32 protein-coding genes and 1 tRNA gene are annotated in these 23459 nt (G+C 49.9%); 10 read left to right on the forward strand and 23 right to left on the reverse strand.

Going from position 1 to position 23459, the window contains the following annotated elements:
- The first annotated feature begins 119 nt into the window (after positions 1–119).
- Complete coding sequence (locus HKD21_RS11455) at positions 120–467, forward strand: hypothetical protein (RefSeq protein ID WP_099287444.1); 348 nt, start codon at positions 120–122, stop codon at positions 465–467.
- Here HKD21_RS11455 and HKD21_RS11460 read toward each other — a convergent pair.
- From HKD21_RS11460 to HKD21_RS11500, 9 genes are all read right to left on the reverse strand, one after another.
- The gene (locus tag HKD21_RS11460; RefSeq protein WP_167383490.1) at positions 456–1271 is read right to left on the reverse strand and encodes a DNA circularization N-terminal domain-containing protein; all 816 of its coding nucleotides are present in this window, start codon (positions 1269–1271) and stop codon (positions 456–458) included. The two genes, HKD21_RS11455 and HKD21_RS11460, sit on opposite strands and share 12 nt — an antisense overlap.
- On the reverse strand, positions 1268–1732 hold the full coding sequence (locus tag HKD21_RS11465) for a phage GP46 family protein (protein ID WP_167383491.1): 465 nt from the start codon (positions 1730–1732) through the stop codon (positions 1268–1270). The genes HKD21_RS11460 and HKD21_RS11465 overlap by 4 nt, the downstream gene beginning before the upstream one ends.
- Positions 1733–1746: 14 nt before the next feature.
- On the reverse strand, positions 1747–1962 hold the full coding sequence (locus HKD21_RS11470; protein WP_062105891.1) for a hypothetical protein: 216 nt from the start codon (positions 1960–1962) through the stop codon (positions 1747–1749).
- Position 1963: 1 nt separating this feature from the next.
- Complete coding sequence (locus HKD21_RS11475; RefSeq protein WP_145994772.1) at positions 1964–2341, reverse strand: hypothetical protein; 378 nt, start codon at positions 2339–2341, stop codon at positions 1964–1966.
- A 117-nt stretch (positions 2342–2458) separates the two neighbouring features.
- On the reverse strand, positions 2459–3034 hold the full coding sequence (locus HKD21_RS11480) for a phage baseplate assembly protein domain-containing protein (RefSeq protein WP_099287448.1): 576 nt from the start codon (positions 3032–3034) through the stop codon (positions 2459–2461).
- Between the two features lie 16 nt (positions 3035–3050).
- The gene (locus HKD21_RS11485) at positions 3051–4193 is read right to left on the reverse strand and encodes a phage baseplate assembly protein (protein ID WP_099287449.1); all 1143 of its coding nucleotides are present in this window, start codon (positions 4191–4193) and stop codon (positions 3051–3053) included.
- Positions 4190–4741: a hypothetical protein gene (locus HKD21_RS11490; RefSeq protein ID WP_062105883.1), complete on the reverse strand. Its 552-nt coding sequence runs from the start codon at positions 4739–4741 to the stop codon at positions 4190–4192. Before HKD21_RS11490 ends, HKD21_RS11485 begins: the two co-directional genes overlap by 4 nt.
- Positions 4738–5109, reverse strand: coding sequence for a hypothetical protein (locus tag HKD21_RS11495; protein WP_099287450.1), 372 nt, complete (start codon positions 5107–5109; stop codon positions 4738–4740). Before HKD21_RS11495 ends, HKD21_RS11490 begins: the two co-directional genes overlap by 4 nt.
- A gap of 106 nt (positions 5110–5215) precedes the next feature.
- Positions 5216–5776: a hypothetical protein gene (locus tag HKD21_RS11500; protein ID WP_099287451.1), complete on the reverse strand. Its 561-nt coding sequence runs from the start codon at positions 5774–5776 to the stop codon at positions 5216–5218.
- A 129-nt stretch (positions 5777–5905) separates the two neighbouring features.
- On the opposite strand from HKD21_RS11500, the gene HKD21_RS11505 reads away from it, so the two are divergent.
- Positions 5906–6268 (forward strand): hypothetical protein, encoded by a 363-nt coding sequence (locus tag HKD21_RS11505; protein ID WP_099287452.1) that lies wholly within the window; start codon positions 5906–5908, stop codon positions 6266–6268.
- A gap of 80 nt (positions 6269–6348) precedes the next feature.
- Complete coding sequence (locus HKD21_RS11510; RefSeq protein WP_167383492.1) at positions 6349–6585, forward strand: HNH endonuclease signature motif containing protein; 237 nt, start codon at positions 6349–6351, stop codon at positions 6583–6585.
- A gap of 231 nt (positions 6586–6816) precedes the next feature.
- Here the strand turns inward: HKD21_RS11510 and HKD21_RS11515 are convergent, their stop codons facing one another.
- Positions 6817–7080, reverse strand: a complete 264-nt coding sequence (locus HKD21_RS11515) for a hypothetical protein (protein ID WP_145994773.1) — start codon at positions 7078–7080, stop codon at positions 6817–6819.
- Positions 7073–7285, reverse strand: coding sequence for a hypothetical protein (locus HKD21_RS11520; protein WP_145994774.1), 213 nt, complete (start codon positions 7283–7285; stop codon positions 7073–7075). Before HKD21_RS11520 ends, HKD21_RS11515 begins: the two co-directional genes overlap by 8 nt.
- Positions 7286–7438: 153 nt before the next feature.
- On the opposite strand from HKD21_RS11520, the gene HKD21_RS11525 reads away from it, so the two are divergent.
- Positions 7439–7921: a lysozyme gene (locus HKD21_RS11525; protein WP_099287455.1), complete on the forward strand. Its 483-nt coding sequence runs from the start codon at positions 7439–7441 to the stop codon at positions 7919–7921.
- Positions 7922–8087: 166 nt separating this feature from the next.
- On the opposite strand, the gene HKD21_RS11530 is transcribed toward HKD21_RS11525, so the two are convergent.
- The 7 genes from HKD21_RS11530 to HKD21_RS11560 form a co-directional block, all read right to left on the reverse strand.
- Positions 8088–10358: a phage tail tip lysozyme gene (locus tag HKD21_RS11530; RefSeq protein ID WP_099287456.1), complete on the reverse strand. Its 2271-nt coding sequence runs from the start codon at positions 10356–10358 to the stop codon at positions 8088–8090.
- 107 nt (positions 10359–10465) lie between these two features.
- Positions 10466–10837 carry a phage tail tube protein gene (locus HKD21_RS11535; protein WP_194255822.1) on the reverse strand — a complete coding sequence of 124 codons (372 nt, stop codon included), beginning with the start codon at positions 10835–10837 and terminating at the stop codon, positions 10466–10468.
- 22 nt (positions 10838–10859) lie between these two features.
- A complete protein-coding gene (locus HKD21_RS11540) occupies positions 10860–11975 on the reverse strand; it encodes a hypothetical protein (RefSeq protein ID WP_099287264.1) in 1116 nt (371 codons plus the stop codon).
- 50 nt (positions 11976–12025) lie between these two features.
- Entirely contained in the window at positions 12026–12592 is a 567-nt protein-coding gene (locus tag HKD21_RS11545; protein ID WP_099287263.1) for a phage tail terminator protein, read from the reverse strand.
- Positions 12589–12993 (reverse strand): hypothetical protein, encoded by a 405-nt coding sequence (locus HKD21_RS11550; RefSeq protein ID WP_099287262.1) that lies wholly within the window; start codon positions 12991–12993, stop codon positions 12589–12591. Before HKD21_RS11550 ends, HKD21_RS11545 begins: the two co-directional genes overlap by 4 nt.
- A complete protein-coding gene (locus HKD21_RS11555; RefSeq protein ID WP_099287261.1) occupies positions 12993–13367 on the reverse strand; it encodes a hypothetical protein in 375 nt (124 codons plus the stop codon). Before HKD21_RS11555 ends, HKD21_RS11550 begins: the two co-directional genes overlap by 1 nt.
- Positions 13364–14014: a hypothetical protein gene (locus HKD21_RS11560; RefSeq protein ID WP_099287260.1), complete on the reverse strand. Its 651-nt coding sequence runs from the start codon at positions 14012–14014 to the stop codon at positions 13364–13366. Before HKD21_RS11560 ends, HKD21_RS11555 begins: the two co-directional genes overlap by 4 nt.
- Before the next feature lie 327 nt (positions 14015–14341).
- Between HKD21_RS11560 and HKD21_RS11565 the strand changes: the two genes are divergently transcribed.
- Both HKD21_RS11565 and HKD21_RS11570 read left to right on the forward strand, forming a co-directional pair.
- Positions 14342–14701, forward strand: a complete 360-nt coding sequence (locus HKD21_RS11565) for a hypothetical protein (protein ID WP_099287259.1) — start codon at positions 14342–14344, stop codon at positions 14699–14701.
- Positions 14702–15296: 595 nt separating this feature from the next.
- Complete coding sequence (locus tag HKD21_RS11570; protein WP_099287258.1) at positions 15297–15734, forward strand: hypothetical protein; 438 nt, start codon at positions 15297–15299, stop codon at positions 15732–15734.
- 61 nt (positions 15735–15795) lie between these two features.
- Here the strand turns inward: HKD21_RS11570 and HKD21_RS11575 are convergent, their stop codons facing one another.
- Positions 15796–16251: a hypothetical protein gene (locus HKD21_RS11575; RefSeq protein WP_099287257.1), complete on the reverse strand. Its 456-nt coding sequence runs from the start codon at positions 16249–16251 to the stop codon at positions 15796–15798.
- 790 nt (positions 16252–17041) lie between these two features.
- Here HKD21_RS11575 and HKD21_RS11580 point away from each other — a divergent pair.
- Positions 17042–17794 carry a hypothetical protein gene (locus HKD21_RS11580; protein WP_145994763.1) on the forward strand — a complete coding sequence of 251 codons (753 nt, stop codon included), beginning with the start codon at positions 17042–17044 and terminating at the stop codon, positions 17792–17794.
- Positions 17795–17882: 88 nt separating this feature from the next.
- Here HKD21_RS11580 and HKD21_RS11585 read toward each other — a convergent pair whose 3' ends face one another.
- The gene (locus HKD21_RS11585) at positions 17883–18287 is read right to left on the reverse strand and encodes a hypothetical protein (protein ID WP_099287255.1); all 405 of its coding nucleotides are present in this window, start codon (positions 18285–18287) and stop codon (positions 17883–17885) included.
- A 426-nt stretch (positions 18288–18713) separates the two neighbouring features.
- Here HKD21_RS11585 and HKD21_RS11590 point away from each other — a divergent pair, with 426 nt between their 5' ends.
- From HKD21_RS11590 to HKD21_RS11600, 3 genes are all read left to right on the forward strand, one after another.
- A complete protein-coding gene (locus HKD21_RS11590) occupies positions 18714–19547 on the forward strand; it encodes a hypothetical protein (protein WP_145994762.1) in 834 nt (277 codons plus the stop codon).
- Entirely contained in the window at positions 19547–20149 is a 603-nt protein-coding gene (locus tag HKD21_RS14655; protein ID WP_099287253.1) for an AAA family ATPase, read from the forward strand. Before HKD21_RS11590 ends, HKD21_RS14655 begins: the two co-directional genes overlap by 1 nt.
- Before the next feature lie 194 nt (positions 20150–20343).
- Positions 20344–20419: transfer RNA gene (locus tag HKD21_RS11600), tRNA-Thr, on the forward strand.
- A gap of 1 nt (position 20420) precedes the next feature.
- Here the strand turns inward: HKD21_RS11600 and HKD21_RS11605 are convergent.
- The 3 genes from HKD21_RS11605 to HKD21_RS11615 form a co-directional block, all read right to left on the reverse strand.
- On the reverse strand, positions 20421–21728 hold the full coding sequence (locus tag HKD21_RS11605) for a site-specific integrase (protein WP_099287252.1): 1308 nt from the start codon (positions 21726–21728) through the stop codon (positions 20421–20423).
- 242 nt (positions 21729–21970) lie between these two features.
- The gene (locus HKD21_RS11610; protein ID WP_194255823.1) at positions 21971–22153 is read right to left on the reverse strand and encodes a hypothetical protein; all 183 of its coding nucleotides are present in this window, start codon (positions 22151–22153) and stop codon (positions 21971–21973) included.
- Positions 22150–23349, reverse strand: a complete 1200-nt coding sequence (locus HKD21_RS11615) for an Mrp/NBP35 family ATP-binding protein (RefSeq protein ID WP_194255824.1) — start codon at positions 23347–23349, stop codon at positions 22150–22152. The genes HKD21_RS11610 and HKD21_RS11615 overlap by 4 nt, the downstream gene beginning before the upstream one ends.
- Positions 23350–23459 lie beyond the last annotated feature (110 nt).

Here is a 23459-nt window from a genome sequence, read left to right on the forward strand (position 1 = left end):
TTCTTTTGGGTGGGGGGCTATACGGGCTTCTGTGGCGCTCGCTGATGAGTACATTCGCGTTGAACGTAACAGCGGCGGCTGGCATTAGGAATGAACTAACATCAGAAAGGATTTAGATAATGGATACCGTATCGAACGAGGTAATATTTGGGGCTTTAAAAAAAGTTCTTCCGCCAGAAAGTGATGATTCTTGGGTTCTGAGGCCAGATTTTGAAGGGGTTGCTTCTAAAGATCTGAAAGACTTCATCAATGAAGGTATCAGATGTGCACAATATGAAACCCATCATATTAAAACTTGGCTTCGTACGGCTATCGAGGATTTGATAGATCAAAGATTTAAAGAGAAATCGGTAGGATTAGACCCTTATGAGCAGTACGTTATGAAGCGTGATGCTAAGTCAAGCCTGTCGGATATTCCTCGTTTAGTTGATCGAGTTTACAACTTTCTTTTCCTGTCAGGTCACTAAATCACTTACAAGGCCGGAGATAGTTCTCCTGTTGTCGCTGATCTTTTCAACCATTGCGGTCGTCACGTCGCTGGTGATCGCTTTGGCTGATTGGCTTGTAGAGATTGTACTCGTGATGTCGCTTGGCACGGAACTTGTTTGAGCAAAACGGCCAAGGGTCGCTGCTCCACCGAACAAGCTATCAATCCCCGAAATACTATTCGTTAAGCCCGTTGATCGGCTGATTAAGCCCGTCACACTTGCGCCTACTGTCGTGAGGGCGGAAGCAGGAGTTCCTAGTAGGCTCTTGGCCTGCATGGCTGTGTTGAAGGCCGCTCCGATTGTTCCAATGCCGCTCGCCTGGCTACCGGTTAGGACATTGGTGACTGTCTGGAAAATGCTGGTCTTCTGCTGGCTGGTCTTGCTGTGAGCGAAGAAGGATAGGCGGACTTGAACGATGCCGAGGCGTTCCTTGCTCTCACTAAATGGGCACTGGAGGATTGTTCCGTACCAACTGCCAAGGGAAGGGTGGACTAGTTCGATAAGGGCTCCGCTTGTGTCGGCCATTTCCTCCATGAGATCCGTGAGGTCTTGGTAGGCATCACCATTCATGATGGCTGTTAAAGCTCGTCCCAAGAGGCCGTTGTCGTTTACATCTAGCGAGCCTTCAATCTCGAAGATTGTAGGTCTCTGGCCTAGTGTCTCAACCATAGGAGTGAGGCCACCGGGATACTGATGGATAATGCGGTTGGCTCCGTAGCTAACTGTCTCATAACGATCCACGATGATTTTTGTGCCAGCTATCGTGCAGGTTTGAATGGTCATTTTACGGTACTCCATAGGTAGCTAAAGTTCTGCCGGGATGATCCTTTTGTGATCGTGACACTGATGTTCAGGCGTTTGCTGCTGACGAGTGTGCAGGCGATATCAATCTTGTCGCACATATTGTCGTCCAGCATGTCTTGCAGAGCTTCTCGGACGTAATCCGTTGCTCTTGCTTCGTAGTTTTCCTTGTCGGTGACGGGGAGGTGCCAAAGTTGCCAAAGGCGACTTCCGACCTTGCGCCCGTTCTCCTGATAGGCGTCGTACCAAAACCCTTCTTTGTTTTCGGTACGATCCCATGAGGTTTCCGCTCTTCTATTTGTAAAAAGGCGGAGGATCACGCATGTCTCAAGATCGTTGCTGGTGTCGATGTCCGTGACTGTCACGCCATTGATTACCGAGGTCGTGAAGGACCAATCTATCTGTTGTGTTTCTTCGTTAAAACAAAGCCTTATGTCAGCCATGCGTGATTTTCTCCTTAGTTGGTCTTCGAGTTCAGAGCCGCCTTGATCTGGTCGTCTTCTGCGCCTGCATCCTTCACGAGACTGATTATGTCGCTCCATTCATCAGCAGTCGGAGTTCTCTTCTCTGCGATGATGGAATAAACTTTCTCGATAAACTCGATGAATACAGGTGCTTCCTGAACAACAAGAGCGCCAAGGCTTGCGATTTCTGTAATCAATGAAGTGTTCATGTTATTTTCCTTCCGTTGAGGTCTTTCCGATTTTGTGATCGTCGAGATAAGTGACGAGTGCCGTTACGGCATCGTTTGCTAGAGTGTTTGCTGTGCTCGTTACGGTCGTTCCATTTGCATAAGCGGTGTCCACTGTTGCGAGGGCATCACTGGCATTTTTGTCCAAATCCAAGAGCGTATTGGCGATGTTCACATCGACCTTACCGAATGTGCCGCTTGCGTATTGAACGACAATCTTGTGAGCAACCACATAGGCAGAACTCGCCGTGTAGGCCGTTTCCTGTCTCTGCGTTGCCGAGCAAGCTGTTAGACTGATGGTGCCACCTAGCATCACTGCTGAAAGTAGAGCGCCTGTTATTACCTTTGTTTTCTTTGACATGAGGTTCCTTTCATGAGGTTGTTTCTCTGTGTATTTACTTGAAAGGAAGAAACCCCAGCCAAGAGGATGACCGGGGTTTCGACAACACACAGGATGCTACTTCTTGTAGCGTGGTATTTATGCTGGCGGACTTGTCTTTGAGCCCTTGCCGTTCTCCATGTGGGCATGAGACTGCAAGCTGATACCTGCGCCCACGACATCGCCGGACGCTGTAATCTTTCCGCTGACCTCAAGATCGCCGGTGATGGATACCTTGCTGCCATCGACCTCAATGACAGTCGTGCCGTTGATCGTGATGAATGTCTTGCTATTGGCTTCAATGTGGATGCCGTCTTGCGTGATCAGAACCTTCTGGTTTCGATGATCGTGCTGGCAGCTATCGCCTTGGCCGAGATTTGCCGGATGATAACGAGGGTCATGAGTGGCGATAACGAGCTTATTGTCATTGTGGCCTGTGCTGGAAACAGTCTGCCCGACTGCACCGGATAGGGCAGCGGACGCGAAACCATAGTTGCCGATGACCTGCACGTTATGGAGTTCGCCAGATGCGCCGTATGTCTGACACTGAGCCGTGTGGACCTTGCCGGTTGTGTTCGCATCCGTGGTGAAGAGGGTAGGCTTTGTCATATGGAGGATGCGGCTTTCCAGTACGGCAATCCTCTCCTGTAGGTTCGATATTGTTCTGTAATCCATGGCTTCTCCGTTCTGGTTACGATTTCGTATTGTAGTAGTCTGCCGAGGGATTGATGACGTTCGGCTGGATGCTGAATGCTTCACGCGGCATGAGCGTGATCTGGGTCGTTGATCCGTTTGTGAGGTCTCGAATCATCGTGTAGCCGGCGACAATCATCTTGCTATCTTTGATGCCTGTGAGGGGATCGGTCACGCTCACAAGGGTATTGATGTCCCAGAGATCGCCGCTGTCACTTTGGTAGCCTGTCATGACCAAGTTCATGACCATAGAGCGACCATAGTTCCGATTGGCCTGCCACTGGGCAATGTTCTGGGCATACTGGTGATCGGGAGAATCTAGGGAGTTAATCAGCAGGAGTTTGCGCTGTGTTCCCACAAGTTCTTGCTGTGGGTCTTTGCCAATGCCGGTAGGGATGGGGAGAGCAGGACCGCTGCTGTATTGATCATTCGGCTGAACGGCGACGACGTACTCCGAAAAGCGTCCGCTGATATCGAGGGAGAATGAGGTGTCCTCGATCATAGCAGTAGAGGTGTCGATTGTAGCAACGGGATTGCCATCTGCTACGTCTGCGATAACCAGTGCGCCACCCACGCTATCGTAGAGGATTTTGCCGTATATTCGCGCTGCTCTCTGCAAGATCGCATAAGGCGTTTCTCCTGCGTTGAGGTTCATCTGACTTAGCTGGTCTTGCTGATATGTCGAAGCCGCTGATGTGCCAGATTTCGCGTAGGTTTTAACCCCAAACGGGCTGCACAACGTCTGGGCCAAGCCGTTTAGGTCTTTGTAGGTTGCAACATATCCGGGGATCATGGCCGAGCAGTCGAAGAGGTCACGCAAGGCCGAGCGTCCCTGTATGACAACGGGGTGATCGCTCATGGAACCTGAGGTGTCCACACGTTCGAGGATGCCAGTGAACATGAGCTTCTTGGCTATGTAAAACGTCACTTTCTGATTTGCTTGGACGGCCTCTAGGAGTTCAGGAAGCCTCGCATAAGCAAGGGCGATAGTGATGGTGAAGTTGCCCGGTAGCTGCTCCATGGATCTGTTGAACTGGAATGATGTGTAGTTCAGGAGTTCGCGGTTCCCAACGTAGATATGAAACTCCATATCAGGTGGATGGAAGGCATTGCCTGTGACGGTGATGTTCTCGGTGCTCATCGGCTCAACACCTCATTCGTCAGGTCCATAAACAGCGGCCTGATAGGGGCATTTCGCATGATCAGTTCGTCATCTCGGGTGCCGTCGCCATATAGCTGCTGGGCTATCACGCAAGGCGGAAGGGATGTCTTCGTCGTGTATGTCGTGATGTCTGGAAGGCCATAACCTCGCGTCTGGATATCGAGAGAGATTTCAGCAATCGCATTGTTGAAATATTCGAAGATGTCCGTTTCGTTGGTCTGTCCCGCGTAGGTTATCTCTGCTGTGAACATGGGCAGGATCGTGTCACGGAAGTTGTAAGCATCAGTGGAAGAAGACCATGTGACGCTGGGCTCTGCACGGTAGATCGCTTCGAGGCAGGTTCGACGTGCCAGGGCGAAAACGGGATCATAAGAGGTGGCAAGAACGGACTGGGTGTTTACGTCATATCCGTACTGCGTGATGAGGTAAGTGAGCTGGGCCACATACTGTCCGGGATCGGTGTAGATGTTCCCTAGTGTCTCAACAATCTCCTGTAGGGTTGATGCTGCGCTGGTTATATCGCTCATAGTGTCTCCGGCTTGTTTTTGAAGTTTTTGGTGTTCCTTCTGTTCGCGGTCATAGCCACGTTGTCGTTCATGGATTTTTCTTGGAAGATCGCATGACGACTGTAGAGTTCGTAGTTCTCGTAATAGGTAGACTCTACCTTGTTGGCACATAGATAGAGGACTTCCCGAGATACCAGAGCCTCATTGCCTTCAATGTGCTTTAGCCATCGCTTTCCAGAGCCGTAGTAGCTCTTCCAGTTTGTGGCTTTTCCAGACGACGAGACGATCTGCTTTTTGCCAATATACCAGTACCCGTTGAACGTCATTTTATAGACGATTGCGACTTCTGTTCCCGGTGCGTAGAGGGTGTTTCCATGCTTCCAATCCATGCGAGTATTTATTGAGATTGGAATATCGGCGCTGATGTAGGAAACCCCACGGCACTTTTCCGTGGGGTCTATGAGTGAGTGCGTATCTGTTCTTCAGTTCACTGGATCAAGGCTTCTCTCTGATTTCTTGAGCCCATGCGTGACAGAACCTAATCAAGTCTGTTGCTGCATCAGTTAGAGCCGCTTGGCTCTTCTTCACGTTCAAGTCCCATATACTGTGGTCTACTCTTGAAGGCGCTTCCTGCTTTGGAAGCTCTTCTTCTTTGACGCCTATAAGGCCGAACGCCATTCTGGCTTCCTCAGGAGTAAGGTCGCCGTCTCTGATAGCGTCTGCGATTGTGTTCAATGTCTCGGGGGTCATAGCTGCAAGAGTTAGATCGTCCTGCGGTTCTGGATCGGGGAGGCTTACCGTTTTCGGTTCTTCGTTCAGTGCCTCGCTCACGATGATTGCTAGACAAGCTGGCATCGGATGCTTTTTGAGGCTTCTGTTTTTCTGGCTGTTATAGCGAAGACCTGTTGCTTCATCGGGGGTCACATAAAGGACGCCTTGCTTAAGGCGGTACTGGAGATTTCTCTTTAGGTCTTTCCAGCGCTTTTCGTATCCGCCTGTAGCAGTCTCGATTAGCAGGTTTAGATAATCTGTAAGCTCTGTATTCATATTTTTCATAACTTCTTCTCTCTCATTCTCAAATGAAGTTTCGGAGAACTGTTTTTGTTCTCTGTTTCTATTTATACTTTTGATTAAATGAGGCGCTGAAACAGCTAAATATCGGGGATTTTAACTTGGAGATATCCCATGAACTTACTTCTATCTATTTTAAGAACTCTCGCAGGCAAGCTCGCTGTGGCTCATAAGCTCACCGATAGCCAGATCATCGCTATCTGGTGTTCCGGCTATAACCCGCAGAAGATCATTTCTGCGTTGCCGAACGATGATGCGGACTTTGCAAACATTCTGGCTGTCGCTGCTATTGCGATAGACCTCCAGAATGGAACCCTGTCGGACACTGATGCCGTAGCTAAAGCGCAATACCTGGCCTCACGTCCGGTCGTTGTTGCTCCTGTTGCGACGCCGGAGCCCGCAACCCCTGAACCCGCTGCGCCTGAGCCAGAAACGACGACTGACGAAGAGCCTGCTTCCTCTGACGACAAGTCCTAATGGGAAAGTCGGTTTATGATCATCGCTGGCGCAAGGTGTCAGAGGCCATAAGACATGCGACGCCTTATTGCGAAGACTGCATGGACGAGGGCACTGTCACGACTGCTGAAGATATGCGCCTCGATGTCGATCACATCATTCCAATCGAGGTTGATCCCTCGAAAAAGTATGATGCCGATAACCTGCGCGTTCGTTGCATCCGGCATCACTCGATCAAGACCTGTTCGGAAAACAATCACTGGAATAACCGAGAACTCCGCAAGCCAAAGCAATGGTGGATGAGTGACGAATGGGACAGTGATGCCTCTTCTGAATGAATGTGGAAAAGCCCCGGCTGTTTGGCTCGGGGCTTTTTTATCGTCTGGCTTTCTCCCGTTGTTCGTGAATGGTGTTTGCACGTTCGATCCACCATTCCAGTTCGCCTAAAGGCATATGGTAAGGGGAATAGGGATCGTTTTCGTTTACGTGCTTCCAATCGAAAAAGAGGATCAGTTCTCTAATATTGCCCCTGAGAACATCAAGGGTTTCGGAGGTAACATTAGATCCCGTTAGTTTCCCAAGAAGTCGTCGATTGCTCGAATGACGTTACCGGGCATGATGCCGATATCGAGTGCCGTAAGCCCGGTTGCTTTCGTGTAGACATACATATTGGCTTCCGCGATGCCATTAGGCGTTCCGTCATTCATTCCTGATGCTACCTGCAACTCCGAATAGTTAGGCTTGCGAACAGTGACCTTGGAGTGTCCGCCAACGGCTGGCTTCAAAGTGATTTCTAGTTCCTCGTCCGTCTTGATCGTAATGCTCTTAGCCATTGGTTTCGTCTCCTGTGTTTCCTGCTTCTGCTGCTGGTGCTTCCGTTGTTGGGTAGAGCGCATCGACTGTGCTCAATACCGATGTGATTGCCACTTGGGGCTGATCTGCCACTGCTAGTAGGTGCTTCAAAACTAGGACGTTCTTCAATACGTCCTTCGGAAGCTGTCCGGCAATGTATAGGCTTACAATATCGTTCTGTGTCATGTTTTATCTCCATGTGTTTATGACACATCTATTTATTGTTCTGACATATGAAGGGAATAAGTATTCAAGAGGTGGGTTAAGTTTACCAAATAGATAAAATATTCCTACGAACATAGTGTTCAGCCTTGGCTCATCTCATGACGGAGTATTGTCATGGAGATTAGCGAAAAGGGATTATCCATTATCCAGCATTATGAAGGTCTGAGGCTCACAGCCTACAAAGACACAACCGGTATCCCAACGATCGGTTACGGCTCCACAGGCCCCGATGTTCACATGGGTATGACCATCACGAACAGTCAGGCGACCTCGTTGCTCAAAAATGACCTGGCGGTTTTCTCGCAGATGCTAAACAGCAAACTAGCAAAGCCCATTGAGCAGTGGCAGTTCGATGCCCTCATGAGTTTTCTCTATAACGTCGGTCCCGGCTCATCGAAGAAAGATGGCCTGTTTGTCCTTCGCAATGGAAAGGCTTCGACGTTGTGGTCATGCGTTCAGACAAACCGAATGTCTGCTGCTGCTACCCAGTTTGGCTTATGGAATAAAGCCGGAGGTGTCGTGTTGTCGGGTTTGTCTCACCGACGCCACACGGAAGCATGGCTGTTTTCAACCGGCAACGTGCAGTTCTTTAACTGAACGCATAGGCGGCCGTCACAACTAGCATCATCATGAACAAGCCCAAGAGCAAACTGCGTATGGCAAACAGGAGAAGTCCACCCAGATAGGCGACTTTCACTAAGGCCCAGACGTGTGCCTTGATCCATATCCATAAAAACCAAAAACGATCCATGTCATGTGTACCTCATACGATTGCGCTAGGGAGTGCTTGGTGAACGCGAGGCGGAGCGATTGTCATTCCGCCTCCGCTTTTTGCTCTTGCCTGAATGCGACCGTCAGCAACCTCGATGTTCATCTGGTGCGTAAAGGACTGTGACTGGCTTGCCGTTATCTGGGACTGGGTTGCTTTGGCTTCCGTTGTCGCCTGTTTGTTGTTGATATCAGCAAGGCGATTGTTTGAGTCCGTGAGCTTTGCCAGCATTGTATCCGAGGAAGCCGGGGAGGCTGATATGTTGCTAGCGATATCTGCACGGCCTCGCATTTCGCCCCATGTGTTTGCAGGTCTCTCGTAGAACTTGGAAACCGTTGCCGCTGCTAGGCGTGGGTCATTGTTGTTCTGCAACTTCTGGAAGACATTTCCGCCAGTCGCCGTCTTGGATTCTGCAACGTAGAACTTTTCCTGTTCTCGTCGTGCCTGATCGAGATCCGTTACGCTCTGCATGGAGTGACCAAACATCTTGGCGTATGCAGCCTGTCTGTCTTCGTGCCACTGTCCGATACCGTAAGCGTGACCACCATCACCACGAGCGAACGGGTTGAAGTTTGACTCCTTGAGCATGTTTGCCGCGTAGCCGGTTGCGTTGGCCTTGTTCAGACCTAGCCCCATAAGCTCACTGATAGCCTGCGGAGCCATCTTGTAGCCCTGACTGTTCTGGGGGATCGCTTTCGTTGTGGTTGAGCCTGCTGCTGCGTCTGTGGGTGATCCTGATGAACTTGCCTGCGCGACTTTCTCGGCTGTCAGGTTCTTATTGAAGTCATCGACAAGGGGTTTTGCAACGAACCCGATAGCCTTTCCTACTTTCGTTCCGGCGATCCAGTTAAGTGCGCCTTTAATCTTATCGAAGATCGGGCTGATGTATGACCATCCGGCATCGAACACGGCTTTAACGCCGTCCCACATTCCCGAGAACGTAGTCGAGACAAGATCGGTTAGCGGCTGTATGGCCTTTATCGCACCACCGAAAATGTCCTTAACAGTGTCCCATGTGGCTTTGAAGTAGGGACCAACTGTGTCCCAGTGCTGATAAAGCTCGTATGCCGCAACACCCAGAGCCGCAACCACACCGACTGCAATAGCAACAGGTGCCGCGATAGCTGCAATGGCTGTCCCAAGAGCACCGAACAACTCCGTAAGGGAGCCAAGTTCAGCGAGTTTCATAGCCACGGAGCCGAAGCGCATGAGGCTCGTAGTTGCTCTAACTGCCCAACTAGCAACCTTGAAGCCTACAAGGATCTCCACAATGCCTTTCAGGCCACCGAGACTATTCACAACCCCCATGGCGCCCTGAGCCATACCGGCCCAGTTAATACTGCCAACCCACTTCGCCAGACCCGCAATGCCGCTGCTGATCTGGTCGATAAGCTGATTGGCCTGCGGAGACGTTGCAAGCCAGTTCGAGAACTGATCAAGCATCGGAGTGAGGGCAGGGGTTAGTTTGCTGGCTATCGAGTTACCGAAGCCCTGGACTGCTAATCCGACACTTTGGAACGACTGCCGGAGTTGCGCTCCTGCGGCAGTGTTCTGCTCGTTGGTTCGCAAGAGCTTCTGCGCTCTTGCGTTCATATCATCGTAATACTGGCTTACTGATTTATGAGCGTTCTTCGCCTGTTCGATCAGTCCCATGAGAGCCGGATCAACACCTGCTGCACCCAGACGAGAGCGAGCCGTGGCGGCTGACATACCAGCGTTCATATCATTGCTGGTCTTCTGAAGAGCCGTCTTCGTCCACTGATCCGAAGACATGCGATTGCTCAGGCCCATGGAGTGGATTGCGGCCTGTTCATCGCCCGAGGCCGTGCCGTTTTTATATCGACGCTGCACGTCCTGAACGTGTTCCGTTGTGGCAACAAAACTGTTGCCCAGCCCTGTTAGCGATCCTGCTCCTTGCAGCCCTCGCAGAGCAGTCGAAGCTACGCCGAGTTTTCCGCTTAGGTTTTCCACCTGTTGCGACATATCGGAGAAGCCTTTGATCATGTCGGCTATGCCCGCGAGTGATCCCAGACCTACAAGTCCGCCAACTATCTTACTTGCTGTTGCCACCTTACCTGTGAGGTTGGAAACGTTCTTCGTTATGTCTTTGATACCGGCTATCTTGCCGAACTGCTTCAACTGATTGTTGAGAGCAATGCCGGGAGCCTGTGTGGCTTTAAGCTGGTTATTAAATCCCTTTAGAGCGTTTGTTGCGCCTTTTAGATCGAAGCCAAATGATAACTGATACGATCCCGTACTCGCCATAATCTAATCCTTAACTGCATTTATTCGTATCCGTATTTAGAGAAAAAGAACCCCCGTCCTTTCGGTACGGGGGTTTGTTAAAGATGTCCGTCGATGAGTGTTCCCGATTAGCTTTCGATGATCGACAAGCAGGAAATCTCTAGCTCACTGGTGTTTTCCTTTGGGGATACCTTGATGGAATCACCGAAGAGGCAGCCTGTCGCTGTTACGAGAACACCGAAACGAGTTGTGAAGGTCACAACGGCATCGGCGAGCCCTGCAAACATGCTCGGCTTATAGCCAGCAGGCCAACGAACGGTAACGCTAATGCTACCCGGCGTTGGTTCATACGAGGTCGTATTTTCAACGCCCTGCATAGAGTTAAGATATTCGCGCTTATTAACGGGAATGCTGTAGGTAAGCTCTGCATCCTGAGGGATCGCTAGAGCAATCCCGTTGATAGCAAAGTTGGAAATGCCAACTGATGTAGGTGAAGCCATTTATATTTCTCCTTAAAATGTTTTACTTAGAAAACTGAATGCCAACAGTGATCTGACGTAGAACGCCTGCGATCTTTGCTGGGTAGTAGACTTCAACAACGCCCGTACGAACGATTCTTGCCGAAGCTGTTTTGAGGAATGTCGCAAGGTCCTGACACAACAGATTGTCCACGTTCTCGCTGTAGTCAGCGATGATCTCGGACAAGATGATATTCGGGTTAACAGCGTTGCTTCCCGGATAAATCATCGTGTCATTGTCAACGAGCTTCTTGGAGTTTTCACCGAAGAAGCGTGAGTTCAAGCGTGCCTGTAGCTTCGTACGAACATACGCAAGAATGTTGAGCGCTTCGATGTCCTGATAACTGTCGTCAGCCGTGCCTTCTGCGTTCGTCTGATAGGTCATACGAGGACGTTCTAGGTAAACATTACCGGCAGTATCCTGCTTGGTAATACCGATACCAGCGTTAAAGATTGCTTCTCTTGCGCTCTGGCTGAATGCGTTTCCTAGTGGAGCGGCTGCTACGGCTAGGGCGATGCCCTGAATAGGATTTGCAGGGTCTGCACTCGCCTTCACGGCAACGGCTGCACCGACTGCTGCGGCAAGTTCAATGTCAGAATCTGTTCCGCCTGGAGCAAAACCTTCAACGCTCGAATATGGGCTGTTTACCGTGGAGCCAAGGGCAACGAGGTTAGCCATACTGTCTGCAATGGCTGTCACATGGATACCGTCTAGGCCGTTGTTGTAAGCCCAACGTGAAGCCAAGAAAGTATCAAAGGCTTTTACGGCGTCGCTTGTCGCAAACGGAGTGATGAAGAGGTTTGCAGGAATGTCACCGAGACTTGTTAGAGCGGCAGTGATGTCGGTTGCTGAGTCGGATGCTGCGTTTACGAGATAAACAGGCGTCACGGTGTCAACGGAACGATAGCGGGCATAACCCTTATAGATGTCCGAAGTTGAACCGAACGCTGATGCTACGTCCGCAAGCGATCCAGCGAGAACAGGCGTGTTCGTGTTGCCTGTCGAAGATGTTGCAACGAGAACGACCTGATAGGTCGTTGACGCTACACCACCTGTTGATGAAATCGTAATCCATGTCCCCGGTAGCGGAAAGGACTCTGGAATATTTGATATACTCATATGGAATATCTCCTTAAATGATCATAAAAGATGAATGGGTTTAACCTCTTTTATTTAGTTGGATTAATGATGTTGGGGAAAATGGTAGTAGATCCGTTATTGGGCATGGTTGTATCTATTTCGATAAGGTCAGTGCTGCCTTCTTGATATCCGTCTTCTTCTGTAATCGTGTATGTGAGAGTAAAATCGAATGAGTAGACAGCGCGCGAGTTTGAGCTATCGAGAGAACCAACGATCGAGCCGCTTTCAAACTGCATGGGATAGCCATTGCTTCGATCGGGTGTCGGGTCCCAACCCATCAGGCATTTGCGAAGGTCTGTTCTAGCTAGGTCATATGCGTCACTGGCAGACTGATAACCCGTATCGTCGCTTTCCATATTGAGGACGACAACACACTGAAACGTGGTTGTCTCAAGTGCTAGGTATCCCGGCATGTTCTGATTTTCAGTAGCCGTGACGTTCGGTATCCACACGCCGCAAAATGGCATGTCACTCTGTTTAATGTTCTGTTGGTTCATCATTCGGCTGATGTCGCCGATACCAGATACCTTCGTGAAATATCGCGTGTCTGTTCTGATCTGCTTGATAACGTCAACGCATCTTAGGATTGGGTTCATTTATCCACCTTTGTAAGTTTCAGGGCATTTTCTAGGCGCTTCTCGATTTCGGGTTTCATTTGTTCAAAGACGGTCGATAGGTAAGGGCGGGCCTCAAGTTTTGACCCGTTGTTCAGGGCTGCTCCGGCTTCCAGTGCTTTCGCTTGTCGTGCCGTGTCGATGAGTGTGACCCTGTTCCCTTTAATCCTGACCTTGAGCAACAAAGCGAGGCTTCCAGTCCAGCTTGCAGGTGCCTGACCAGGCTTGCTGGCGACGTGTGGGCTCGTGCTCGCATTGGCTAAAATGAGGGCTTGTGTCTTCTTCTTGATATCGTTTCCGATGGCACGAAGCTCTTTCTTGAGAGCTTTCTGATCGACTTGCAGTTGTCCAGGATTGCTTATCTGGAAGGATATCGTGGGCATTATCTCACCGTATCTTGTTTACTTAGGAAACATTCTAAATATCGGTTTTCCTGTTCCACCATCATCAGCCTCACCACCTGATATCGAACAGTGATCACCGAACGATCTGGCTGGCGAACTTCCTGCGTGACGTACTGGAATGAGTTGAGGTCCGGTCTATAACGAGTTCTCAAGATGCTCGTGTAATCCGTCATATTCTCCTGAACGCCGTTCACAACCATGAATGGGTTCACATCGAATAACTGACCATATTCGTAGCGAGCGTTGGTCATCTGGTACGAGTTGCCCCGACCGTCTTCCGTTTCCGTCTGCTCCCAGTCCCAGAAGGTGATCTTCTGGATGAACTGCGTCTCATCTATGCGGCTACTGCTCATGGGCGGCCACCGAAGTTGAATCTCTGATGCGGGGAAATGAGGCTGTCGATAAAGCTATTCGTTAGCTTTATCTCATCAGCACCTCTGTTCTTGTACATGCGCTTCGTCATTTCCTTAATCGCAAGGACCAAGCTAGTCGGAACGCTTGCTGCGTCCGCTGCGATGCCGCCTGTGTACTGAACGACCATATGGGAATGGTTTCGGTAGAGATCGTTGAGGTTGTAAGAGAATGAAAGCTGAATACGAGCAGGATCAGTCGTGAGATCGGGGAAGTAGTCTTGGTTCTCAACAAGAGCCACTTCGCCCTGGCCCCAGAAGGCTGCTGTTACGCTCTCGATACTCTGTGCGCCTGTTGGCAGATTGATCCACTGACCGCCGCCAGAGCCATAGCCAAAGCTACCTGAGCCGTTCGACAGGAAAGAGCGGAAGTAGAAATCATTCTGGGACATTTCATCTTTTGCCATGACCCATGTGATCGGTGTTGCGACGAGGTAGTCACCGATAATGTCTTGGATATAATCTTGAGCCGTCTGGGCGAGGGCTTGAATGAGGCTTGTCTGTGAGGGGTCGAGGACCATGCAATAGTCCATAAGGTCATCAACATCGACTACGAGGTCAGGCTTGTTGCCTCTGAGGTTTGATATCATGCGTCACCTCATTTCGTGATCTTGTCGGGTACTGGCCCGCAAGCGTCGATGAGTTCTGCATATCCTTGTTCAACGAGAAGCAATCCGACATGAGGGCGAACCACGCATGTCATGCCTTCGACGAACTTTGGATTATAGGTTTTGATGATTTTGATCTTCATTAGATACCTCAAATGGTTGTTTGAGGTATTTATTGAAGTTTAATCTCAATGATTATTGGGATTATGTGCTAGGGATTAGTTGGCGCGATTGATAAAAGTATCGAGACCTATTGACTGCCTCTATCCCTTATCCCATCGTACTTTTTTATCATCATTAGAGGTTACAATGATACTCGATATTCTCAAGGTATATGGATATGATGAGCCGTCTTACATGACAGAGACGGATCAGAATGTATATTGGTTTAGTCTAGACCAGTTCTGGGTCATAGACACCTCCGTTGCCCCGGTATTTAGACTTGTAGGTCCCTTTTCTTCCATTGAAGAGGCGCAAAAATGTGCAAAGCGGATCGAGGTGGAATATCAGAAACTTATCAGAAAAGAGATTGATCTTGCTGCCTTCAAGGCTTTTCTGGAGCAGGAAAATACCGAGAGAGAATGCGTGATGCGTGCGAGCCGTCAGGCCGATCTTGCAAGTTATACGCCCACAGCGAGCCCCCAAAAGAAGAGTACTCTTGAACCCTGAGTACACCATATAGCGCCGTCTCTCTGGGGCAGCACACAATGCACCACAGAGACATTATACCGCACTGTACGGGGCTATTAAATAATAGAAAACCCGGCTTGTTGGCCGGGTTTTCTATGTCCATCTTACTCTGCGACTAAGATGGGCCACGCACGCAAGCCATACGCTTTCGCATAGAGCTTATCGCCGGTGATGGGACATGTGCGCCAAGGGCGAAACACATACCGATAACCGGCTGGTGCGGGCGGAAAGGATTTCTTGGACATCCTCTTACTCCCACTAGGGTGGTGTGAGGCATTGAACAATACATGGGGATGTCGTAACGTAGCGGCGTTGAAACACACTGCGCTGGACTACCCGGTGCATTTGACAGCCATGCCTAACATAGTGGCTGCCCCGCAAAACGAGATAGGCCTGCTTTCGACTGGTACTCGAGGGCAGGCCTTTTTCATTTTTAAGGCCGAGATCAGATGTCTCATACTCCCTGATTGATTGCAAGCCTTCATATTCGCGGATTAAGATTTTTATTTGTTCCCGTATTTGTAGGTGCTATTGCTTTTTGTGGAGTGCGTTTGGCGCTTCAAAGGGGGTAAGTATGGCTGAAAATCCGCTTGTGATAGCGATGGAGAATATTGCAAATCGAAGAAGAAAGCTTCAAGCTGAAATGGCTGAGTTGGATAAGATGCTATACGATTTATCTAAGTATAGTGAAGTTTCCATAGAAACTATTTTCAAATATCTTGATGATATATATAATAACGAAATCGATGAAACGCCGTCTGATGGGTTGCAAAGGATTAGCGAAAAAGAACTAGAAGCTTTTGTTATACATTTTATTCAAATGAATGGCCCTATGGATGTTGATAGCATACTGCATTTACTAAGGATTCATGGCTATGATGCTGGTGGGGCTGACAAAAGAAAAAATCTAAATACCAGATTGTGGAGGATAACTAAAGAAAATAATCCTATAAGCAAAAGAGATGATGGGTTCTACATAGTAAATATGCCTAATGGAAATGGTATGATATGATATATAAAATATCATGTAGAATAAAAACCAAGTAATACTATGGTTTGTGGGGTATCCTATTTCATGTTTCTTGTTTGATTTGGTAGGAACCCCTTTTACGTCCCTTCATCGCTGCTACACGATTAGCCTTGCGTTCTTCACTCCAAGGGGCCTTAGGTCTGCGAAGTTTCGCCTTAGCTTTTTCGGTCTTCTTCTCACCTTGCTTCAAGCGGCAATCCCTCTTGGATTCCTCTGCTGATCTGATCCATGCTGTCTTGATGTTCATAGGTGATCCCGTTCTTACGAACTCAGGCTTCCATGTGAGGCAGTATGGGAGTTTGATTGTTTTGTTGATTCGATGTTCGACAGCATAAATGACCGCATTATTCAAATGGGTCAGGGCATCAACGTTCTTGATCCAGAGCTTCTTGTAATCTTCAAAGGTAAGATCGAACTGGATGTTCATTTTGCGTTGGTATGCTTGTGCGGATTGGAACTTCTTCTTCAGAAGTTCAACTGTGTTTTCATGTAAAATCATTGGTTAGTCCTTTCTAAATGCGCAGAACCCCTGATGAGGGGACCAACCACGGACTCATCAGGGGTTCTTTTAGAAAGAAGGTTTAGTGAACTAGGTCTGATGAGAACCAATGCGCGATGGCATTGGTTGGTCCCATCAGCTTTTGTTCTTATGTGTATTTATACTTTGATGCATCTTTGGACGTCATTATTCATCTGGCCCGGTTTACCTGCGCTCAGCGCGAGCGATTAATGCGGCTGCGCCGCAAGCCTTACGGAGCGCAGAGCGTAAGCGAGCGCCCGTAGAGCGACTACACGCCGAAGGCGTCCGTCTTTTAAAGAGCGAAAGCGAATAACCCGGATGACGCGACGCGTCTTTGAGCAAAGCGAAAAGACGTGGGCGTCAAGCCCGGTTTAGATTTGTCGTTATTCATCTAGGGGTGTTTACCGGGCTCTGTTACTACTTACAGTAGTAATAGTGTCTATTAAATATCTCTAGGTGAGTACCGACGGCTCTCCTTATATAATGGCCGAACATCAACCAGCAGAGACATCAAGGCTCAACTGAACCCTCATATGGCGATTGCCCTGATCGACTGACTGACACGACACCACACGGAAGTTCTCACGAATAATCGAGCGATCAGGACACCTAATCATCCGATGACATTTCATATTAGATGAGACAGGTACCCATAGCATGATTACCTGATGCCTAGCTCGACGGTAGATGTGCCATTGACCTTTTGGATTGTATTTTTACATTGCCCACTGATGTTACGGAGAAACCATCTGCTATGAACCGAGACCAAATGGAAAAAAATATCGTTATTATAGCTGCTATCTGCACAGCATCATTTGTTGGGATTTATATATGGCTTTCGATGGGAACTGAGGAAGTGCCTGATCTTATCAAGACAGTATCTCCCCTTATAGTCGTAGCAGTAACGGGATATTTTGCATGGTGTCAGTTAAAGATATCTCGAGCCCAGAAAGAGCTGAGCGAGCGACAAGCGAGCACCGCTCACACTAAGCTAAAGCTGGATCTATTTGATAAAAGATACGAGGCTTATCAAAATATCATTGAGCATTTTGTCTATTGTTATGACCTTCCTATGGGGATCATGGCCTATTACCGTTTAACAGAAGAAGAGAATATAGAATATCATAGGCTTCGTACATTTAGCAGAAGCGGAGACGATAAGATTAGATTTATAAGACCAATCAGGGAACGGGCTCTCGAGAAAATAGATAGTATTTCCGTTTATAATGTTGAAAGCAAAAAGAAGAGAGAACTTGATCTTGAGAGGGTTAGGTTCCTATATAGCGATGACGTTTATCATGTACTCTTTGATTTTTCAAAAGAGTGTCATGAACTTCTAGGGCATCAGCACCGGACTCTGATCGTGTGCTTGAACAGAGAAGTTGATTCCTTTCTCGGTATTCCGGCACTTGCTAATCCCAATATGGCTGATATCGAGAGTAAGAAATCAAAACTTGCAATCGAGTTTAAGACCAATATAGTTGATACTATGCGACCTTACCTGCATGTGCCGGAGAAATAAAAAAATGTTCTCCAACTGCGTTGTAGAGAGCTGGAACTACACAAAAGAGCCCCCTAGCTGATGCTACAGGGCTCTCATGGTATCCGAGTTAGCGACCCAGACGCTTCGATATTTCCTGCGACATCTTGATCAAGATATCATCGAACTCACCAGAATGAGCACTCTCGCGGACCTTTTCATAGAAGGCCAAGAGATTGTCATACCCCGTTCCAATGTTGATCGTCTGAGAGGCCGTCATACCGGGAAGAGCAATGGTCTTGCTACCATAACGCAAGTCGGTTGTGATATTTCCAGCGAAGTCCACTTTGAACCAAAGGCGGGTGGCCTTGCGACCCTTGGGTAGTTCTTCGTTATCACGAAGAGCTTCTACTGCGCTGATCTGCTTATCCAAGGCGTTGATGAAGGCATCTCGCGGAGACTTCTGAACAGTCGTTTTCTTCGTGACGAACTTCACGTCTTTGAGGAATGAAAACTTAGCTGGTGCTCTTCCCATGATATTTGACCTTTGTTTAATGATGTCTTGTTTTACTCTAATATTCTTAACAGGTTCTTAGGGTGATGATACCCCTAAGAAGCCCGCTGAGGGTGGTCTAGTGACTTGCTGCTATGCAGTTGCCCCGGAGGACCGAACGCGCTCTACGGGCTTCATTGAGCTTCCAACATTGGAAATATCAACATGAACAAAATGTAACAAAACCCCACAACCCGAAATCGAAAACTGATGTATTGTACAACCTAAGCGAGCAACGAAAGAAGCTCGTCGTTCTTTGAAAATCCAATAAGTCATTAGATCGATGATGCGATCTTGCGCGGAATGGCCGTCTTTCGAGAAGTGAGTTCGAGTCTCACACGCGCATCTGAGACCGATCAAGTCTTGCGTTTCGTGGGTTTTCCCGAAATGAACTTCGAGTAGGTTACGATGGCTCAGTCATCTTCACTAAAAAATACGACAATGGATCTCAGCAATCCAATGTCGAGCATCATCGATCGTTCAGACATGGCGGCTGTTAAAGGTCAGCCCTACGATGAGCTTGTTGCTTACGGCGTCTCGGGTATTTCCGAGATGTACAAGGGCTTCGATACAACTCGTAGTGGTTGGCTCAAGACGGTTGCTGTCTGTCTGACCTTGTATTCCCGACAGGACGAACCTGAGGTTCGAAAAGGACTCCTCGCTCACCAGAGCGAAGCGTTCGATAAAAGCCTCACCGATGTCCCTAACCGTCAACTAGATGTTGCTCACGTGATCGTTGCTCTCAACGGTCATGCGGCAGCCATTGGGGGGGCTGCAATCAGCGGTGCTGCGAAGACACGTCTCAAGCAGGGTGTGGAGTATCTCTGCAAACTGGGCGACACGCTGGAAGAGCGGATCAATGAACTCGGCGAGTTCGAGTCATTCAATGCGTTGATCAAGAAGGTTCGAGAAGACGAGGCTGGTCGCGTCACAAAACCCGTCGCTGTCCCAGCGCAGGCCGACAATCTCCTTAATGGAGAGCGTAAGTTTGCGGAGCGTTTCTACAAGGCTACTGCGCCTGCAAAGGCAAGGTTCGAAGTGGAAGATGTTAATGGGAGCAGTCCGATTGACGGACTGTGGGTTGCTCTTTGTCGGTCTTCGGGATCGGGGTTCGAGGTTGTTCGTCTGTCTCGGCAGAAGAACCTCATCGAACCGATGATCTCGGAGGCTCAGGAGCAGGATCGCCTGTTGCGTGATGAACTGGCTGCTCAAGCTACTGTTTCAAAAGAGGCAGCGGCGTGATGGTCATAAGGTCGCCGAGCGGGTGGGGGGATATCATTCCCCCACATTCAACCGCAAGAAGAGCAGGGGATGCCTTTGTAAGCGGGAGCCTTGACCGGCTCCTGCTTGAAGGTCCCCCGGGAAGCGGAAAGACTTCAGCGGCTTATGCCATGTTGTTTAGCCGTATCCCCGATCTACATAAGACGCAGAACGACATCTCTTATCTCAATGCGGCAGACTGTCGCACGGAAAGTGATGTTTTGCGCACAATAGAAGGTATGCGGATGTATGGGCAGAACTCAACAGGTCAGAGGTTTCTGATTATTGATGAGGTAGACTGCTTCGCGTCCGTTGCAGCTTCGACCTTGAAAGGCAAGTTGGACGGTCTCGAGACTAATGTTCCTGTGATCCTGACAACGAACCACATCTCAAGGTTGGACCCTGCTCTAGTGAGCCGTTTCAAAGCAGTTCACTGGAATCGCCTCAGTGTGGACCAGATGACTTCTTGGATTAAAGGTCAGTGTGCGAAGGCTGGTTACAGCCTGAAAGACACTGATCTTGCAACCATACTCGCTGATGGGACGGATTATCGTAAGGTGGTCCAGAACTTGGCTATGTTATGAGAAAAGGGGGAGCATTCCTGCTCCCCTTTTTTTGTTTTAAGTTTGCTTAAAAAGCCCCGCAAGGTATTGCCGTGTGCATCGTTGAAGGGGACTACAGGATCTATTCTTTCTTGTGCTGCAAAGTATAAAGGGGAGGCCGGAGAGCCCTGTACGGGCTTGACAGGGGCTCTCACGCTAAGTAGATGCGGGCTTGGGCCGGCGTAGCACAGCTGATAGTGCAGTCGATTTGTAATCGAAAGGTCGGGGGTTTGAATCCCTCCGCCGGCACCATTCAATCTTCCAGTTCAGCACCAAGGCGTTCAGCAAGAACCTTCCACTGGGGTTGAAGCTGATGGGCAAGATGTTCGCTTGTCGCATCCACATAAAAACTCTGGAGCATTTCGGGACTTGTTCCCATGTTCGCAGCCAGTGAATAGAACGGCACACCTGCGATAATCATCTGCGTGGCGAAAAAGTGCCGAAACGAATAAGCCGACCTTTTCGCTCCGGTGTAATCGTAAAGAAGGTCAGCTTCTTCCAACAAAGCATTCAGGCCATTCCTAAACGATGTCTGCACATTCCCGCGGCTGTTGATGAACGGGCTTTCGCTGGGTTCCGGGTCTCTTCCCAGTTCCTCACGACAAAGACCCCATAGCTGATTGATCGACCAATATATCTCGGGCATTGCGACGATAGGCCGCTTCTTCCCTTTTCCATGCACATGAAGTCGGATTGCCTTGCCGCAAGCCAGTCTGGCTTCGTCGTCGTAGCCGTCGATATCGGGCTTGAAGTGATGGATGTCCTGCCATTTTAGATTGGCTGCTTCTGGTGGTCTCATTCCCGAGAACGCCATCAGTTCGATATAAGCCCGAAGCCTCAACCGATCCCGCATGATCCTCGGATGAATGTCGGGGTCACCTAATGCACGCCGTGTCGATATGACGTTCAGCTTGCCAAACTCTTCCATCGTAAAACCGGGACGGGGATTAGGTTTCACCTTCTGCGACTCGACTTCGATGACCTCCTTCGTATGACCTTCTTTTCGGAGCCATGTGAAGAACGCCCGAAGAGCCTGTGCCTCTGTAGCTCTCGTTGAACTGCTAGGCGCTTTGCGTGATCGAGGGCTGATAGGCATTCGAACCTGTTTGCCATCGCGCTCATATTCTAAGTGAGTGACGGACTTGCCTGGCCCATCTGTCCAGTAGGCGTTCCGCCAGTCCCAGTACCTAGTGACCTTGTTTGAGGTCAGGTGTGCAACGCTTTCCTGCCGGAAGAACTCCCGAGCATATCGGTCGAGAATCGCATAGAAGCGTTTGAACTGTTCAGCTTTGATCACGCCTTGTTCTGTTCTGCGTTCAAGCTGCCGCAGAAACATATTCATGTACTCGTCAAAGCTCTTCGTTTTCGCTTTGAGGCCGAGTTTGGTGTTGTGCTTGGCTTCTGCATAGAACTCGAATGCGAGTCGTTTGGCTTCGTGTTCGTCTTTCGTTTTCAGTGAATGACGGACTTGTCCTTGCCCTTCAATCGAGAAGCGCATGTGCCAACTACTGCCTCGCTTAAACAGCGTGTAGGGCGCTTTGCTATCGTAATGCACCGGCATATTTTAGGTGTCCCGTATGTGCTTAACTCGTGCTAGCTTAATGTCGCGGTTTATCGTAGAGCAAGAGCTAATAAAACCGCTATTTTGTGCGGTTTTAAGGGGATTTTGCGCTCGTAAGTGCTAAACTTACAAAACCGCTGCACTACCACTGTGCTAACCCGGCATCGGCAGTGCGGCTTTTTCCATGTCCGGGCATGTCAGGTCAAGCGCCAGAGAACGATTCTCTGACCGTGTTTTGGATTTTAGCCTGGATTTGAGTGTGGGATGGGCGTGACGAGGTCTATGGGGGGCGGCAGATGCTGCGAGTTTTTCGTAAAGCCATAGCCATCGGACGAAAGACCCTGATGCGTGGCCGTATGGGAGCAGCCTGCCAGCGTCAGGCCAGTTCCTGTCAGGCAGGCGCCAATAAGAAGAATACGGATCATGACGGCTCTTTCGTGCTGTATTGAGAAGACAGGGACCGGGCAACAGCCTGTGCAAATCTTGTATAAGCCTGAGCTGCTTCGCTGTCCGGCGCGGACAGGATGATCGGGGTGCCCTCATCACCACTCGCGCGGATATCGGCGAGCAGCGGGATTTCCGCGAGAAACGGAACGCCCATTTTTTCGGCTTCGGCTTTTGCGCCACCGTGGCCGAACAGTTCCGTGCGGTGGTTGCAGTTTGGGCAACAGAAATAGGACATGTTTTCAACGACGCCGAGGATCGGAGTTTCCATCCGCTCGAACATGGCCACGCCGCGCCTTGCATCCAGCAGCGCAATATCCTGTGGTGTGGAGACGATGACCGCGCCGCCTGTCGCAAGTTTGGGTCCGAGCTTCTGGGCCAGCGTCAGCTGCGCATCCCCGGTGCCGGGGGGCATGTCGATCACGAGAACGTCGAGTTCGCCCCATTCGACTTCACCCAAAAACTGCGTCAGTGCGCCCATGACCATTGGGCCACGCCAGATCATGGCCTGATTTTCGTCCACCAGATAGCCGATGGACATGCTCTTCAAGCCCCAGGCTTCGATCGGAAGGATCGTGCCGTCCACGACGTCCGGACGTGCGTTGCGTCCCAGCATCCGGGGGAGGGAGGGGCCATAGATATCCGCGTCCAGAAGCCCGGTTTTCAGGCCTTCCCGTGCAAGACCGACCGCAAGATTGACGGCTGTGGTGGATTTGCCGACGCCTCCTTTGCCCGATGCGACCGCAATAACGGCCTTTACACCCGGCAGCAGCGTCTCGGGAGCATGTCGGCTCGCAGCGTTGCGCCGTTTGTCGCCCAGATTGAAGGGACGGTGCCCACCGCCGGACGCAGGCGCATTGGCGGCAGCTGGTGTTGCAGGGCGATGAGACGTGAAGGACAGGGTAGCGCCCGTAATGCCCGGCAGGCTCGCGATTGCGGCTTCGACACGGGGCCGGAGCGGTTCCACGCGCGAAGCATTGTCCCGCGACGTGGCTAGCGAGACATGGGCATGGCCGTTGCGCACCGAGACGCTTTCGAGGGCCGCAAAAGACAGGACGTTCGAGCCCTGACTGTCCTGCTCGGATTTCAGGATATCGGTGATGCGGGTTTCGGTGTTGGGAACATCCGTCTCGGGGGAGGCGGGCGGCATGTCGTTGGGGGGCGTGGTGTCAGTCATGCCGGGCTCTCATCAGGGGAATTATTGTATCGGAAAGGGGCATGAGCCTAACATCAATGGCCTGAAAACGCATCCTGAATGGCGGGATGGTGACGAAGGGCCATGTTCTG

This window comes from Gluconobacter cerevisiae, assembly GCF_015244675.1.
Classification (GTDB): domain Bacteria; phylum Pseudomonadota; class Alphaproteobacteria; order Acetobacterales; family Acetobacteraceae; genus Gluconobacter; species Gluconobacter cerevisiae.

Excerpts from the sequence above, each read along its gene's own strand:
- HKD21_RS11615 (WP_194255824.1), bottom strand. The coding sequence starts at position 23,349 with ATGACTGACACCACGCCCCCCAACGACATGCCGCCCGCCTCCCCCGAG.
- HKD21_RS11455 (WP_099287444.1), top strand. The coding sequence starts at position 120 with ATGGATACCGTATCGAACGAGGTAATATTTGGGGCTTTAAAAAAAGTT.
- HKD21_RS11480 (WP_099287448.1), bottom strand. The coding sequence starts at position 3,034 with ATGGATTACAGAACAATATCGAACCTACAGGAGAGGATTGCCGTACTG.
- HKD21_RS11490 (WP_062105883.1), bottom strand. The coding sequence starts at position 4,741 with ATGAGCGATATAACCAGCGCAGCATCAACCCTACAGGAGATTGTTGAG.
- HKD21_RS11530 (WP_099287456.1), bottom strand. The coding sequence starts at position 10,358 with ATGGCGAGTACGGGATCGTATCAGTTATCATTTGGCTTCGATCTAAAA.
- HKD21_RS11475 (WP_145994772.1), bottom strand. The coding sequence starts at position 2,341 with ATGTCAAAGAAAACAAAGGTAATAACAGGCGCTCTACTTTCAGCAGTG.
- HKD21_RS11545 (WP_099287263.1), bottom strand. The coding sequence starts at position 12,592 with ATGAACCCAATCCTAAGATGCGTTGACGTTATCAAGCAGATCAGAACA.
- HKD21_RS11575 (WP_099287257.1), bottom strand. The coding sequence starts at position 16,251 with ATGATTTTACATGAAAACACAGTTGAACTTCTGAAGAAGAAGTTCCAA.
- HKD21_RS11515 (WP_145994773.1), bottom strand. The coding sequence starts at position 7,080 with ATGGCTAAGAGCATTACGATCAAGACGGACGAGGAACTAGAAATCACT.
- HKD21_RS11465 (WP_167383491.1), bottom strand. The coding sequence starts at position 1,732 with ATGGCTGACATAAGGCTTTGTTTTAACGAAGAAACACAACAGATAGAT.
- HKD21_RS11460 (WP_167383490.1), bottom strand. The coding sequence starts at position 1,271 with ATGACCATTCAAACCTGCACGATAGCTGGCACAAAAATCATCGTGGAT.
- HKD21_RS11580 (WP_145994763.1), top strand. The coding sequence starts at position 17,042 with ATGGAAAAAAATATCGTTATTATAGCTGCTATCTGCACAGCATCATTT.
- HKD21_RS11560 (WP_099287260.1), bottom strand. The coding sequence starts at position 14,014 with ATGATATCAAACCTCAGAGGCAACAAGCCTGACCTCGTAGTCGATGTT.
- HKD21_RS11570 (WP_099287258.1), top strand. The coding sequence starts at position 15,297 with ATGGCTGAAAATCCGCTTGTGATAGCGATGGAGAATATTGCAAATCGA.
- HKD21_RS11500 (WP_099287451.1), bottom strand. The coding sequence starts at position 5,776 with ATGAAAAATATGAATACAGAGCTTACAGATTATCTAAACCTGCTAATC.
- HKD21_RS11525 (WP_099287455.1), top strand. The coding sequence starts at position 7,439 with ATGGAGATTAGCGAAAAGGGATTATCCATTATCCAGCATTATGAAGGT.
- HKD21_RS11610 (WP_194255823.1), bottom strand. The coding sequence starts at position 22,153 with ATGATCCGTATTCTTCTTATTGGCGCCTGCCTGACAGGAACTGGCCTG.
- HKD21_RS11505 (WP_099287452.1), top strand. The coding sequence starts at position 5,906 with ATGAACTTACTTCTATCTATTTTAAGAACTCTCGCAGGCAAGCTCGCT.
- HKD21_RS11550 (WP_099287262.1), bottom strand. The coding sequence starts at position 12,993 with ATGCCCACGATATCCTTCCAGATAAGCAATCCTGGACAACTGCAAGTC.
- HKD21_RS11485 (WP_099287449.1), bottom strand. The coding sequence starts at position 4,193 with ATGAGCACCGAGAACATCACCGTCACAGGCAATGCCTTCCATCCACCT.
- HKD21_RS11510 (WP_167383492.1), top strand. The coding sequence starts at position 6,349 with ATGGACGAGGGCACTGTCACGACTGCTGAAGATATGCGCCTCGATGTC.
- HKD21_RS11535 (WP_194255822.1), bottom strand. The coding sequence starts at position 10,837 with ATGGCTTCACCTACATCAGTTGGCATTTCCAACTTTGCTATCAACGGG.
- HKD21_RS11495 (WP_099287450.1), bottom strand. The coding sequence starts at position 5,109 with ATGGATTGGAAGCATGGAAACACCCTCTACGCACCGGGAACAGAAGTC.
- HKD21_RS11590 (WP_145994762.1), top strand. The coding sequence starts at position 18,714 with ATGGCTCAGTCATCTTCACTAAAAAATACGACAATGGATCTCAGCAAT.
- HKD21_RS14655 (WP_099287253.1), top strand. The coding sequence starts at position 19,547 with ATGGTCATAAGGTCGCCGAGCGGGTGGGGGGATATCATTCCCCCACAT.
- HKD21_RS11470 (WP_062105891.1), bottom strand. The coding sequence starts at position 1,962 with ATGAACACTTCATTGATTACAGAAATCGCAAGCCTTGGCGCTCTTGTT.
- HKD21_RS11555 (WP_099287261.1), bottom strand. The coding sequence starts at position 13,367 with ATGAGCAGTAGCCGCATAGATGAGACGCAGTTCATCCAGAAGATCACC.
- HKD21_RS11605 (WP_099287252.1), bottom strand. The coding sequence starts at position 21,728 with ATGCCGGTGCATTACGATAGCAAAGCGCCCTACACGCTGTTTAAGCGA.
- HKD21_RS11565 (WP_099287259.1), top strand. The coding sequence starts at position 14,342 with ATGATACTCGATATTCTCAAGGTATATGGATATGATGAGCCGTCTTAC.
- HKD21_RS11540 (WP_099287264.1), bottom strand. The coding sequence starts at position 11,975 with ATGAGTATATCAAATATTCCAGAGTCCTTTCCGCTACCGGGGACATGG.
- HKD21_RS11520 (WP_145994774.1), bottom strand. The coding sequence starts at position 7,285 with ATGACACAGAACGATATTGTAAGCCTATACATTGCCGGACAGCTTCCG.
- HKD21_RS11585 (WP_099287255.1), bottom strand. The coding sequence starts at position 18,287 with ATGGGAAGAGCACCAGCTAAGTTTTCATTCCTCAAAGACGTGAAGTTC.